The sequence below is a fragment of the Curtobacterium sp. UCD-KPL2560 genome (assembly GCF_001705035.1).
GTDB lineage: Bacteria > Actinomycetota > Actinomycetes > Actinomycetales > Microbacteriaceae > Curtobacterium.
This window is the reverse complement of record NZ_MCIG01000001.1, coordinates 24,880-38,034: the sequence shown is the minus strand read 5'-3', so window position 1 is coordinate 38,034 and position 13,155 is coordinate 24,880. Positions and strand designations below refer to the sequence as shown.

The following is a 13,155-nucleotide window of genomic DNA, read 5'->3' as shown; positions in this document are numbered from 1 at the left end:
GCGCCGTGATGGCCTAAACTGACGGTGACCCGTGTGCATTCCGGGTCGACGCACGCCCCGACGACGACGGAGCCGTCCACCGAGTGTGCGAGCCGATGCGAACAGACTGAGGTTCCCTTGCCGACTGCCACCGTGACCCGGCCGGACACCGATCGACCCCGTTCGACGCTGTCCCGCAAGGTCCGTGCGTACGTCTCGCTGACGAAGCCGCGCGTGATGGAGCTGCTGCTCGTGACGACCGCGCCGACGATGTTCCTCGCCGAACGCGGCGTGCCGGACCTCTGGCTCGTGTTCTGGACGATGCTCGGCGGCGCGATGTCTGCGGGCTCCGCCTCGGCGTTCAACTGCTACATCGACCGCGACATCGACCGGCTGATGAAGCGCACGAGCACGCGTCCGCTCGTGACGGGGGAGCTGTCCGACCGCGAGGCCCTGGTGTTCTCGTGGGTGCTCGCCGTCCTGTCGACCGCGGTCCTCGGGTTCCTGGTCAACTGGCTCGCCGCCGCGCTGAGCGTCGTCGCGATCCTCATCTACGTGTGCGTCTACACGCTCTGGCTCAAGCGTCGGACGCCGCAGAACATCGTCTGGGGTGGCTCGGCCGGCTGCATGCCCGTGCTCATCGGCTGGGCCGGGGTCACCGGTTCGCTGTCCTGGACGCCGATCATCCTGTTCATGGTGATCTTCCTCTGGACGCCGCCGCACTACTGGCCGCTGTCGATGAAGTACCGCGACGACTACGACGCCGCCGACGTGCCGATGCTCGCCGTCGTGCGGGGCCGCACGGTCGTCGGGCTCCAGGTCGTCCTGTACGCGTGGGCGACGCTCGTCTGCTCGCTGTTGCTCGTGCCCGTCGCGAACATGGGTCCGCTCTACACCGTGGTCGCGCTGGCCGGGGGCATCTGGTTCGTCGTCGAGTCGCACCGCCTGTACTCGCGGGCGATCCAGCACGTCGAGCACGTCCAGCCGATGCGCGTGTTCCACAGCTCCATCACGTACCTGACGCTGCTGTTCATCGCCGTGGGCATCGACCCGCTGCTGCCGCAGGTCTTCACCTTCTCGGTTTAGTCCCGCGGGTCGCGCGCCGCGCCGACTGGCCGGATCCGTGCCTCCCGTCCGACGGGTGGCAGGCCGGGAGGCGCGTGGCGGGCTGGTTGCGCGCCTCCCGTCCGACGGGTGGCAGGCCGGGAGGAGCGTGGCGGGCTGGTTGCGCGCCTCCCGTCGCGTGGGTGGTCCGGTCGCAGGGGCCCCGCCGCTGTCCGGCGTCATCGCCGCTGTCGTCCGACGTCGGAGTCGTCGCACGACGCGGCCGAGTGTCCGCGGGGCGGCTGTCTGCGTCATCGCCGCTGTCGTTCGACGTCGACGATGTCGCGCGCGCCGGGCGCGTGCGACGCCGTCCGCCCGGACGCGACGATGCCCCGCGCGCCGAGGGCGCGCGGGGCATCGTCCAGTGGTGTGGACGGGTCAGGCGTGCAGGGGCTCCCGCACGGCCTGGCGACCGGCGCTCGCGCGCGTCGAGAGCACGACGACCGTGACCGCGCCGACGAGCAGACCCGCGAGGACCATGTGCGTGCCGACGAGTCCGACGGGGAGGCCGGTGCGCGCCTGGGTGAGGCCGACCGCGATCTGCACGAACTCGACGACGAGGAGCACGAGTGCCCACCGGCTCGACATGCGCAGCACCACCGCACCGGCGACGAGGACGAGCGTCAGGGCGAACAGGACGTAGGCCGGGACCGCGTGCAGGTGCTCCATGAGCTGCGGGTCGAAGCCCGTGCGGTGGAGTCGTCCGCCGTCGACGGCTTCGTCGGCGCCGGCGTGCGGGCCGCTCCCGGTCGTGAGGATGCCAACGAGCACCGTGACCGCGACGGCCGCGACGGTCGCACGGACGACGCCGGTGTACCACGCCGGGACCAGACGGGCCGCGGCGCGGGGGCCGTTCATCGACCGGTACACGAGCGTCGCGGTGACCGCCACGAGGGTCGCCGAGACCACGAAGTGCAGGCCGACGACGAACGGGTTGAGGTTCGTGAGCACGCTCAGGCCACCGATGACCGCCTGCACCGGGATGGCGATGCCCTGGGCGAAGGCGAGCCAGAACAGCTCCGGGCGGGTGCGGCGCATCCGGACGACGGCCAGGAAGGTGGCGATCGCGACGACGACGAGCACGAAGGTGAGGAGCCGGTTCCCGAACTCGATCACGCCGTGGATGCCCATCTCGGGCGTCGACACGAGCGACTCGGCCGTGCACTTCGGCCACGTCGGGCAGCCGAGCCCGGACGCCGTGAGCCGGACGAGCCCGCCGGTGCCGATCAGGACGACCTCGACCACGAAGGACGCCCACGCGAGCCAGATCACGCGGGGGTCGACCGCCCGGGGGAGGGACCACCACCGTGCGGTCCGGCCGTCGTGTGCGACGTGCTGTTCGACGGGTGGTCCGACGCGGGTCACGAGGATGGTGCCTTCCTGTTGTTCGGTGCGCTGAGCCTGTAGGATTCGAGGGTTCAGCAGCAGTCAAGTCTAGGCAGGCGCCGGCTCCGAATGGGCCGTGATCGCCGATCGATCCGGGGACTGCGTGGGACCATCGACGTTGCGAGGCAGCAACACCGCGTCCGCGGCACACGGCAGCACCGTGTCGGGGGTCTGCGGTGGAATGTCGTCCGACACCGACCGGTTGCACCGGCTGCAGCTGCCGCGAAGAGAATTGAGGAGACCATGTCCGACGTGCTCATCGACCGTCCCGAGCTCGAAGGGCTCGGCCAGTACGAGTTCGGCTGGTCCGACTCCGACACCGCCGGGGCCTCCGCCCGCCGCGGCCTGTCCGAGGAGGTCGTCCGCGACATCTCGGCTCGCAAGTCCGAGCCGGAGTGGATGCTGAAGAACCGGCTCAAGGCCCTGACCCTCTTCGACCGCAAGCCGATGCCCTCCTGGGGTGCCGACCTGTCGGACATCGACTTCGACAACATCAAGTACTTCGTCAAGTCGACCGAGAAGCAGGCGCAGTCCTGGGAAGACCTGCCCGAGGACATCCGGGCGACCTACGAGCGCCTCGGCATCCCCGAGGCCGAGCGTCAGCGCCTCGTCGCCGGTGTCGCCGCGCAGTACGAGTCCGAGGTCGTCTACCACCAGATCCGCGAGGACCTGGAGCAGCAGGGCGTCATCTTCATGGACACCGACACGGCGCTCCGCGAGCACCCGGAGTTCTTCGAGGAGTACTTCGGCTCCGTCATCCCGGCCGGCGACAACAAGTTCGCCGCGCTGAACGCCGCCGTGTGGTCGGGCGGCTCGTTCGTCTACGTCCCGAAGGGCGTGCACGTCGAGATCCCGCTGCAGGCCTACTTCCGGATCAACACCGAGAACATGGGCCAGTTCGAGCGGACGCTGATCATCGCGGACGAGGACTCCTACGTCCACTACATCGAGGGCTGCACCGCGCCGATCTACAAGTCGGACTCGCTCCACTCCGCCGTGGTCGAGATCATCGTGAAGAAGAACGCCCGTGTGCGCTACACGACGATCCAGAACTGGTCGAACAACGTCTACAACCTCGTGACCAAGCGTGCCATCGCGCACGAGGGCGCCACGATGGAGTGGATCGACGGCAACATCGGCTCCAAGGTCACGATGAAGTACCCGTCGATCTACCTCGCTGGCGAGCACGCCAAGGGCGAGACCCTCTCGGTCGCGTTCGCCGGTCCGGGTCAGCACCAGGACGCCGGCGCGAAGATGATCCACATGGCGCCGTACACGACGTCGTCGATCGTCTCGAAGTCCATCGCCCGCGGTGGCGGTCGTGCCGGGTACCGCGGCGAGGTCCGGGTCGACCCGGGCGCCCACCACGCGGCGAACACCGTCCGGTGCGACGCGCTCCTGGTCGACACGGTCAGCCGCAGTGACACCTACCCGGCGATCGACATCCGCGTCGACGACGTGCAGCTCGGCCACGAGGCCACGGTCTCGCGCGTGAGCGAGGAGCAGCTGTTCTACCTCATGTCCCGCGGCATGCCCGAGGACGAGGCGATGGCGATGATCGTCCGCGGCTTCATCGAGCCGATCGCCCGCGAGCTCCCGATGGAGTACGCACTCGAACTCAACAAGCTCATCGAGATGAGCATGGAAGGATCCGTCGGCTAGTGAGCAGCACCACGCCCACCCCCCGCATCGACCAGCCGGTCGCCCCGGCCCCSGGCTCGGAGCAGCACGGCGCGAAGGCGCACTCCGACGGCGGCTGGGACGCCCCGACCGCCGACGGCGCCGAGAAGAAGGTCCCGGTCCAGACGCGCTCCGAGCGTCCGCAGTCCGGTGACCTCGAAGCCTTCCCGCCCGTGACCGGGCGCGAGGTGAACTGGAAGTTCGCGCCGATCGCCAAGCTGCAGCCGTTGCTCGACGGCGGGCTCGACGGATCCGCGTACCCGTTCCTCGCCCGTCAGACCGCGGGTGCCGACGTCGAGTGGGGTCGCAGCGACGACCCGGCCGTCGGGACCGCTGGCCTGCCGGAGGACCGTGCGGCCGCGGCGGCCTGGACCGCACGCGACGCTGTGCTGAAGGTCACGATCAAGGCGACCGAGGCCCACGAGTCGATCACGATCACGCGGTCGGACTTCGGCTCGCAGGCTCGTGCCGCGCACACGGTCATCACCGCCGAGCAGCACGCGCAGGGCATCGTCGTGATCGACAACCGCGGGTCCGCACTGCTCAGCGAGAACGTCGAGATCGTCGTGCGGGACGGCGCTCGCCTGACCGTCGTCAGCCTGCAGGACTGGGACGACGACGCCGTGCACGTGTCGACGCAGTTCGCCGAGGTCGGCCGTGACGCCTTCCTCAAGCACGTGGTCGTCTCGCTCGGCGGTGACGTCGTGCGCGTCAACCCGTCGACGCACCTCGGGGCACAGGGCGCGGACACCGAGATGTACGGCGTGTACTTCGCGGACGCCGGGCAGTACATCGAGCAGCAGGTCTACGTGAACCACGACGCGCCGAACACGCGCGGTCGGGTCAACTACAAGGGCGCGCTGCAGGGCGAGGGCGCGCACACGGTCTGGATCGGCGACGTGCTCATCGGCCGTGCCGGCGACGGGACCGACTCGTACGAGCAGAACCGCAACCTGGTCCTCACGGACGGCACGCGTGCGGACAGCATCCCGAACCTCGAGATCGAGACGGGCAACATCGAGGGCGCCGGGCACGCGAGTGCGACCGGGCGCTTCGACGACGAGCAGCTGTTCTACCTGCAGGCCCGCGGCATCCCCGAGGAAGAAGCCCGTCGCCTCGTCGTCCTGGGCTTCCTCGTCGAGGTCATCCAGAAGATCGGCGCACCCGAGCTCGAGGAGCGCCTCATCGCCGCGGTCGAGCAGGAGCTCGCCGCCGGCCGGACCGTGATCGCCGAGCCCGAGGCCGGCGCCGAGCAGGCGGACGCCTGATGGCCGAGAAGGTCTGCGCCGAGTCGGAGATCACCGTCGACAGCCCGATGCGGGTCGTCGTCGACGGCACAGCGGTCGCGATCGTGAAGGACTCCGCGGGTGCGGTGCACGCCATCGGCGACACCTGCACGCACGGCGACATCTCGCTGGCCGAGGGCTTCGTCGAGGGGGACACCCTCGAGTGCTGGGCGCACGGCTCGCGGTTCTCGCTGGCCACCGGCAAGCCGCAGAACTTCCCGGCCTACGAGCCGGTCCCGGTCTTCCGGGTCGAGGTCCGGGACGGCGACGTGTACGTCGACGTCCACGACCCCGTACCCGTCGACTGACCGTCCCCGGTCCGTCGACCGGCCTCGTGCCCGTCGCCCGACCGGGCGCAACGACTTCCCGCGGCTCGTCCGCGGCACGACCGCAAACGAAGGAACACACGCAATGTCCACTCTGGAAATCCGCGACCTGCAGGTCTCGATCGACACCGACCAGGGCACGAAGGAGATCCTGAAGGGTGTCGACCTCACCATCAACGAGGGCGAGATCCACGCGATCATGGGGCCGAACGGGTCCGGCAAGTCGACCCTGGCCTACACGATCGCTGGTCACCCGCGCTACCACGTCGTCGGCGGCTCGATCACCCTCGACGGCGAGGACGTCCTCGCGATGAGCGTCGACGAGCGCGCCCGGGCGGGCATGTTCCTCGCGATGCAGTACCCCGTCGAGATCCCGGGCGTCACGGTGTCGAACTTCCTGCGCACCGCGAAGACCGCGATCGACGGCGAGGCCCCGGCGCTCCGCGGCTGGGTCAAGGACCTCCGCAGCTCGATGGCCGACCTCAAGATGGACCCGGCGTTCGCCGAGCGCAACGTCAACGAGGGCTTCTCCGGTGGCGAGAAGAAGCGCCACGAGATCATGCAGCTCGAGCTCCTCAAGCCCCGGTTCGCGGTGCTCGACGAGACCGACTCCGGCCTCGACGTCGACGCGCTGAAGATCGTGTCCGAGGGCGTCAACCGCGCCAAGGCCGCGACCGGCCTGGGCGTGCTGCTCATCACGCACTACACGCGCATCCTCCGCTACATCAAGCCGGACTTCGTGCACGTGTTCGTCGCGGGCAAGGTCGCCGAGCAGGGCGGCCCCGAGCTCGCCGAGCGTCTCGAGAACGAGGGCTACGACCGCTACGTGCAGGCCGCTGCCGCGACGACGGCGGAGTGACCGTGATCACCGCACTCTCCCCGGAGAAGTTCGACGAGGTCGTCGAGGGCCTCAAGGAGGTCCAGGACCCCGAGCTCGGCGTGAACATCGTCGACCTCGGCCTGATCTACGACCTCGCGATGGACGACGAGGCCAACGCACTCGTCATCAGCATGACGCTGACGAGCGCCGGCTGCCCGCTGACCGACGTCATCGAGGGCGACACGGCCAACGCGCTGGACGGCATCGTGGACGCGTTCCGCATCAACTGGGTGTGGATGCCGCCGTGGGGTCCGGAGCGGATCACCGACGACGGGCGCGAGATGATGCGCGCGCTCGGCTTCTCGATCTAGTCGCGACCACCGGACGGACGGGAGGCGCGGTGCCAGCTGGCACCGCGCCTCCCGTCCGTCGTCGGTGCGGGGCGCCGCCGGGCGGATCCGACGGCACCACGCCTCCTGTCCGTCGTCGGCGCAGGGCACCGCCGAGCGGGACCGTTTCGTCACCCTCCCCGCGTGGGGCCGACCGGTCCGGCCCGCTCGGCGTTGGACCCACGGCGTGTCCCGCCCGGTCGTGGCCGCCCCCCGAACGACGGAGGGCCCCGCACCGTCCGGTGCGGGGCCCTCGTCGGCGGGACGCTGCGTCACGACGCAGCGTCGGCGCGCTGCGTCAGCGGCGGCCGACCAGCTTCCACGTGAGGGGCAGCAGACCCGCGGCGATGAGCGCCTTGGCGACACCGCCGACGACGAACGGGTAGAGGCCGGCGGCGAGCACCGACTGCAGGTCGTTCGGCGCGCCGAGCTCACCGAGCACGACCGCGAGCCAGGGCAGCCCCGTGACGAAGGGGATCGCGCTCGCGAGGAGCATGGCGACGGTGGCGCGGCCGACCTTGCGGTCCCAGTCGCGACGAGCGAGCCAGCCGACGACGCCCGCGGCGGGGACGAAGCCGACGACGTACCCGAAGCTCGGCGAGGCCAGCGCTGCGAGGCCGCCGGAGGCCTCGGCGAAGAACGGCGCACCGGCGAGCCCGGCGACCGCGTAGACGAGCAGCGAGAGCATGCCACGGCGGGCACCGAGGGTGGCGCCGACGAGGACGACCGCGAGCGTCTGCCCGGTGATCGGCACGGGCCACATCGGGACCTGCACCTGTGCCATGGCGGCGGTGAACAGCGCTCCACCGGCGACGAGTGCGACTTTCGTGGCGAGGCCGTGGGTCCGAAGACGGTCGGCGAGGACTGCGCGGCGAGCGAACCCGGTGGCGTTCGTCATGGATTCTCCTAGAATGGACTGCTGGTCCCGTTCGGTGACCATCGGTCCCGTCAGCGTAGCGGTGCACCTCCCGCACACACCGTTGTGCAAAACCACCAACTGATTGGACGTCCTCTGTGCTTGCCGTGCACGAACTCGAGATCCGCGTCGGGGCCCGACTCCTCATGGAGGACGTGTCGTTCCGCGTCGAGAAGGGCGACAAGATCGGTCTGGTCGGGCGCAACGGCGCCGGCAAGACCACGATGACGAAGGCCCTCGCGGGTGAGACGCAGCCGACCGGCGGCAAGATCGAGCGCACCGGGGAGATCGGCTACCTGCCGCAGGACCCGCGCTCCGGCAACCCGGAGGACACGGCACGCAAGCGCATCCTCGACGCCCGTGGTCTCGGCGAGCTGGTCGAGGGCATCCGGCAGGCCACACTGGACATGGCGAGCGAGGACCCGGCCGTCTCCGAGAAGGCCATGCGTCGGTACAGCCGGCTCGACGACCAGTTCAACGCGCTCGGCGGCTACGCGGCCGAGGCCGAGGCGGCGTCCATCGCGTCGAACCTCAAGCTGCCGGACCGGATCCTCGACCAGCAGCTGAAGACCCTGTCCGGCGGTCAGCGCCGCCGCATCGAGCTCGCCCGGATCCTGTTCTCGGACGCCGAGACGATGATCCTCGACGAGCCGACGAACCACCTCGACGCCGACTCGGTCGTGTGGCTCCGGGAGCACCTCAAGACCTACCCGGGCGGCGTCATCGTGATCTCGCACGACGTCGAACTCGTCGACGAGGTCGTGAACCGCGTCTTCTACCTCGACGCGAACCGGCAGAGCATCGACATCTACAACATGGGCTGGAAGCTGTACCAGCGCCAGCGTGCCGCCGACGAGGAGCGCCGCCGCAAGGAGCGCGCGAGCGCCGAGAAGAAGGCCGCGACCCTCAAGGACCAGGCGGCGCGCTTCGGGGCGAAGGCGTCGAAGGCCGCTGCGGCGCACCAGATGGTCGCGCGCGCCGACAAGCTGCTCGCCGGGCTCGAGGACGAGCGCGTCGCAGACCGCGTCGCGAAGCTGCGCTTCCCGACGCCGGTGCCGTGCGGTCGCACCCCGCTCATGGCCGAGGGCCTGTCGAAGTCGTACGGGTCGCTCGAGATCTTCGCGGGCGTCGACCTGGCGATCGACCGCGGTTCGCGCGTCGTGATCCTCGGCTTCAACGGTGCCGGCAAGACGACCCTGCTGCGTATCCTCGCGGGCGCGGACCAGCCCGACACGGGGGAGATCCAGCCCGGCCACGGCCTGCGCATCGGCTACTACGCACAGGAGCACGAGAACATCGACGTGAACCGGACCGTCATCGAGAACATGGTCTCGGCGTCCACCGAGCTCAACGAGACCGAGGCCCGTCGGGTGCTCGGGTCGTTCCTGTTCACGGGTGACGACGGCTACAAGAAGGCCGGCGTCCTGTCCGGCGGCGAGAAGACCCGCCTGTCCCTGGCGATGATCGTGGTCTCCGGCGCGAACGTGCTGCTGCTCGACGAGCCCACCAACAACTTGGACCCGGCGTCGCGCGAGGAGATCCTCGGCGCGCTGGCCGGCTACGAGGGTGCCGTCGTGCTCGTGTCGCACGACGCCGGGGCGGTCGAGGCCCTGAACCCCGAGCGGGTCCTGCTGCTCCCGGACGGCACCGAGGACCACTGGAACAAGGACTACGCCGAGCTCATCGAGCTCGCGTAGCGCCCAGGGTGCGCCGGTCGGCGCACCCACCGGACGGGAGGCGCGGTGCCGGCTGGCACCGCGCCTCCCGTCCGTCTGTCCGTCCGTCCGTCCGTCGAGCGGTGCGCGCCGACGGTGGAGGTCGGCGCTGTTGCCGCGTCGTCGGCGCCGTGCGCCGGTCGTCGGTTCGGTTCGGTGCGGCGCCGGTCGTCAGCGCTGCGCGCCGAGCAGGGCGTCCTCGACCTCGTCGTCCGACCGCGGCTTGGCGTCCTTGCGCCGCTGCCGTTCGAGCGCGCGCTCCCGCTCCTCGGGGTCGTCCTGGTTGAGGTTGCGGTACTCCTGCACCATCACGTAGGCCAGGAAGCCGAAACCGCCGAACGCGAAGAGGAACCACTGGATGAAGTAGCTGAGGTGCAGCCCGGTGTCGGCCGAGGGGCGGTCCCAGCCGAGCGGCCGTGCCTCGGTGGGCCCGGGGCGCTCGGTGGCGAGCTGGCCGTACGCACCCGTCCAGATCGGGACGTCGACCTTGTCCGCGACGTCCGGCAGGGTGACCGACTGGACCTGGTCGGTGTGCTTCGGGTCGGTGCGCCCGGGGATCCGCGGCTCGCTCTGCTGCAGGCGTGCGGTGACCGTGACCTCGCCCGACGGCGGCGCCGGGACGTGGTCGGGCGCGTCCTGGGCGTTGCCGGTCGGCACCCAGCCGCGGTCGACCACGAACGCACGACCGTCGGCGGTGACGAGCGGCGTGAGCACCTCGAAGCCGGGTTGGCCGTTGTGCACCCGGTTCCGGACGAGCAGCTGCTCGTCGGTGTCGTAGCGTCCGGTGACCTCGACCCGCAGCCAGGTCTGGTCGTCGTCCCAGCTCGACGCCCGGGGGAGCGCCTGGTCGAGGGGCACCGGGGTGTGGTCGTAGTTCGTGGCGATCTGTTCGTTCACCCGCACGGCTTCGTTCCGGCGGTTCCACTGCCACATGCCGAACAGCGTGCAGATGATCGCGAACGCGACGGCGATCGCGAAGTAGCCCAGCCAGCGACGACTGCGGACGAAGTGCCACCCTGGCGTGGGGCCGCCGGTGCCCGGTCCGCCATCGCGGTCGGACGACGGCGTGGTGTCGGGGTCGACGGGCGGTCGTCCGCCGGCCTGCTGCCGGATCTTCGCCGCGTGCTTGCGCCCGTACCGGGTGCTCGGGTCGAACTCCTGGGTCATCGCCCGGTTCCGGAGGAACGCACCCCGACGTCGTTCTTCGGGGCGTCCTCACGCGCACGGACGTCGTCCAGGTGGTCGACCTCTTCCTGCATGCCGGTCACCCGCACCGGGAACGAGCGGGACCGCAGGTAGTCGGCGAGGAAGTCGCAGTGCTCCTCGCACGCCGCCCAGATCTTCACGCGGTCGACCGAGTGGATGCGCGGGTTGCGCCAGTTGATCCGCCACTCCGCGGTGTTCGTGCACCCGGCACGGGAGCACACCGGCGTCGAGCCCGGCTCGGTGAAGAGGTCGAACGTCGCCCCCATCAGCGGTGCGCTCGGGACTTGGAGGACCAGACGCGGGAGCGGTCGCCGTTGCGCTGCCATTCTTCCTGCGCGTGCTGGGCCTGTTCGCGGAGGCGTTCCTGCTCGGCACGGTAGGCCTCGGCCCGCGCGTCCTCCTGCTGCTCGCGGAGCCGCGGGTCGACCGCGTCGTAGAGCTCGATCGCACCGGCCGGGGACACGAGGTCGCTCTCGCTGTGGTTGCCGGCGTTCGCGACGATGACCGCGACCCACGGGATCACGGCGGCGAGGACGATCGGGATGACCGCGAGCCAGGTGTGCCACGTGGTCCAGATGAGCACCGCCCCGACGAAGCACACGACGCGGACGCCCATCTGCCACACGTAGCGGGACAGGCGGTGCGCCCGGTCCTGCTCGGGCGAGTCCGGCAAGGACGTGATGCTGTTCGTGCTCTGGAGCTGTCGCGCCCCACGACGACCGGCGTCGTGACGTCGCTGCTCTTGGTACCGCTGCGTCGACTTCATCCCGTGTTCTTCCCTCGGTCTCCGACAACCCTAAGCCCGCACCACCGACAGTCACCCCGCCGCGCGGGGGACAAGTGCGGGGATCGGCTCCGGTACGCTCGTCCGGGCGTGTCCGGCCGGGAGACCGACGGCACGCCGAGCCCCACACCACCGAACGGAGCGACCATGAGCACCCCCCGTACCGTCCTCATCACCGGCGGCAACCGCGGTATCGGCCACGCCCTGGCGGAGCGCTTCGTCGCCGCCGGGCACCGCGTCGCCGTGACCTCCCGCAGCGGCCAGGGCGGCCCCGAGGGTGCGCTCACGGTCGCCGCGGACATCACCGACTCGGCCTCGGTCGACGCCGCGTTCTCGCAGGTCGAGGCGGAGCTCGGGCCGATCGAGGTCCTCGTCGCCAACGCCGGCATCACGAACGACCAGCTGCTGCTCCGCATGTCCGAGGAGGACTTCACGAGCGTCGTCGACACGAACCTCACGGGCACCTTCCGCGTCGTCAAGCGCGCCACGAAGGGCATGATGAAGGCGAAGTTCGGCCGCATCGTCCTGATGTCGAGCGTCGTCGGCGCCTACGGCCAGGTCGGTCAGGTCAACTACGCGTCGTCGAAGGCCGCCCTCGTCGGCATGGCCCGGTCGATCACGCGCGAGCTCGGCTCCCGCGGCATCACCGCGAACGTCGTCGCGCCCGGCTTCATCCAGACCGACATGACCGCCGCGCTGCCCGAGGAGCTGCAGGCCGAGTTCAAGAAGCAGATCCCCGCGGCGCGCTACGGCACCGTGGACGACGTGGCCGAGGCGACGCTGTTCCTCGCCGGCGACGGTGCCGGGTACGTCTCCGGCGCGGTCATCCCGGTCGACGGCGGCCTCGGGATGGGTCACTAGCCCGACCGCGGCCGGCGTCCGCGCTAGCCGCGCAGCCCGAGGGTCGCGAGCACCGCGGACAGGTCTCGGTCGACGACCGCCACGTCCGCCCGCTCGCGCACGAGCGGCTTCGCGTCGAACGCCACCCCGAGCGCCGCGACGCCGAGCATCACGAGGTCGTTCGCCCCGTCCCCGACCGCGACCGTCCGCGTCATGGGCACGCCGTCCTCGTCGGCCCAGGCGCGCAGGGTCTCGGCCTTCGCCGCGGCGTCGACGACCGCGCCGGACACCCGCCCGGTGAGGACGCCGTCGACGACCTCGAGCCGGTTCGCCCGGCAGTGGTCGAGCCCGAGGCGCGCCGCGAACGGGTCGAGCACCTCGTGGAACCCGCCCGACACCACACCGACGGTCCCGCCGGCGGCGTGCACGCCGCGGACCAGGTCGTCCGCACCCCGCGTGACGCGGACCGCCTGCTGCGCGCGGGTGCACACCTCGGCCGGGAGGCCCGCCAGGGTCGCGACCCGCTCCCGCAGGCTCGCGGCGAAGTCGAGTTCGCCGCGCATGGCGCGCTCCGTCACCGCCTGCACCTGTGGCCGGGTCCCGGCGTGGTCGGCGAGCAGTTCGATGACCTCGTCCTCGAGCAGCGTGGAGTCGGCATCGAGGACGACGAGGAAGCGGGGCACGGACCAACGGTACCGACAGCAGGAGGCGCGGCCGACGTCCG

General features: G+C 70.7%; 13 protein-coding genes and 1 pseudogene. 8 read left to right on the top strand and 6 right to left on the bottom strand.

Annotated elements, in window-relative coordinates:
- The first annotated feature begins 132 nt into the window (after positions 1-132).
- Positions 133-1,065, top strand: coding sequence for a heme o synthase (locus BEP24_RS00190; RefSeq protein WP_065959037.1), 933 nt, complete (start codon positions 133-135; stop codon positions 1,063-1,065).
- A 396-nt stretch (positions 1,066-1,461) separates the two neighbouring features.
- Here the strand turns inward: BEP24_RS00190 and BEP24_RS00185 are convergent, their stop codons facing one another.
- On the bottom strand, positions 1,462-2,448 hold the full coding sequence (locus tag BEP24_RS00185) for a COX15/CtaA family protein (RefSeq protein WP_083229936.1): 987 nt from the start codon (positions 2,446-2,448) through the stop codon (positions 1,462-1,464).
- 264 nt (positions 2,449-2,712) lie between these two features.
- On the opposite strand from BEP24_RS00185, the gene sufB reads away from it, so the two are divergent.
- The 5 genes from sufB (at position 2,713) to BEP24_RS00160 (ending at position 6,952) form a co-directional block, all read left to right on the top strand.
- Positions 2,713-4,131, top strand: a complete 1,419-nt coding sequence (gene sufB / locus BEP24_RS00180; RefSeq protein WP_065959033.1) for a Fe-S cluster assembly protein SufB — start codon at positions 2,713-2,715, stop codon at positions 4,129-4,131.
- Positions 4,131-5,417, top strand: a complete 1,287-nt coding sequence (gene sufD, locus BEP24_RS00175; protein ID WP_065959030.1) for a Fe-S cluster assembly protein SufD — start codon at positions 4,131-4,133, stop codon at positions 5,415-5,417. Before sufB ends, sufD begins: the two co-directional genes overlap by 1 nt.
- Positions 5,414-5,743, top strand: coding sequence for a non-heme iron oxygenase ferredoxin subunit (locus BEP24_RS00170; protein WP_065959027.1), 330 nt, complete (start codon positions 5,414-5,416; stop codon positions 5,741-5,743). Before sufD ends, BEP24_RS00170 begins: the two co-directional genes overlap by 4 nt.
- A gap of 103 nt (positions 5,744-5,846) precedes the next feature.
- On the top strand, positions 5,847-6,620 hold the full coding sequence (sufC, locus tag BEP24_RS00165; RefSeq protein WP_065959025.1) for a Fe-S cluster assembly ATPase SufC: 774 nt from the start codon (positions 5,847-5,849) through the stop codon (positions 6,618-6,620).
- 2 nt (positions 6,621-6,622) lie between these two features.
- On the top strand, positions 6,623-6,952 hold the full coding sequence (locus BEP24_RS00160) for a metal-sulfur cluster assembly factor (RefSeq protein WP_022902786.1): 330 nt from the start codon (positions 6,623-6,625) through the stop codon (positions 6,950-6,952).
- A 316-nt stretch (positions 6,953-7,268) separates the two neighbouring features.
- Here BEP24_RS00160 and BEP24_RS00155 read toward each other — a convergent pair whose 3' ends face one another.
- The gene (locus BEP24_RS00155; RefSeq protein ID WP_065959021.1) at positions 7,269-7,868 is read right to left on the bottom strand and encodes a biotin transporter BioY; all 600 of its coding nucleotides are present in this window, start codon (positions 7,866-7,868) and stop codon (positions 7,269-7,271) included.
- 116 nt (positions 7,869-7,984) lie between these two features.
- Here BEP24_RS00155 and BEP24_RS00150 point away from each other — a divergent pair, with 116 nt between their 5' ends.
- Positions 7,985-9,583, top strand: a complete 1,599-nt coding sequence (locus tag BEP24_RS00150) for an ABC-F family ATP-binding cassette domain-containing protein (protein ID WP_065959018.1) — start codon at positions 7,985-7,987, stop codon at positions 9,581-9,583.
- Positions 9,584-9,772: 189 nt separating this feature from the next.
- Here BEP24_RS00150 and BEP24_RS00145 read toward each other — a convergent pair whose 3' ends face one another.
- The 3 genes and pseudogenes from BEP24_RS00145 to BEP24_RS00135 form a co-directional block, all read right to left on the bottom strand.
- Entirely contained in the window at positions 9,773-10,768 is a 996-nt protein-coding gene (locus tag BEP24_RS00145) for an SURF1 family protein (RefSeq protein ID WP_083229934.1), read from the bottom strand.
- 98 nt (positions 10,769-10,866) lie between these two features.
- Positions 10,867-11,073: pseudogene (locus BEP24_RS00140) on the bottom strand (hypothetical protein); the annotation flags it as partial.
- Positions 11,073-11,573: a DUF3099 domain-containing protein gene (locus BEP24_RS00135; RefSeq protein WP_065959015.1), complete on the bottom strand. Its 501-nt coding sequence runs from the start codon at positions 11,571-11,573 to the stop codon at positions 11,073-11,075. The gene BEP24_RS00135 and the pseudogene BEP24_RS00140, both read right to left, overlap by 1 nt.
- 165 nt (positions 11,574-11,738) lie before the next feature.
- On the opposite strand from BEP24_RS00135, the gene fabG reads away from it, so the two are divergent.
- Positions 11,739-12,452, top strand: coding sequence for a 3-oxoacyl-ACP reductase FabG (gene fabG, locus BEP24_RS00130; protein ID WP_065959014.1), 714 nt, complete (start codon positions 11,739-11,741; stop codon positions 12,450-12,452).
- Between the two features lie 23 nt (positions 12,453-12,475).
- Here the strand turns inward: fabG and serB are convergent, their stop codons facing one another.
- Complete coding sequence (gene serB, locus BEP24_RS00125; RefSeq protein WP_065959012.1) at positions 12,476-13,114, bottom strand: phosphoserine phosphatase SerB; 639 nt, start codon at positions 13,112-13,114, stop codon at positions 12,476-12,478.
- Positions 13,115-13,155: the final 41 nt, after the last annotated feature.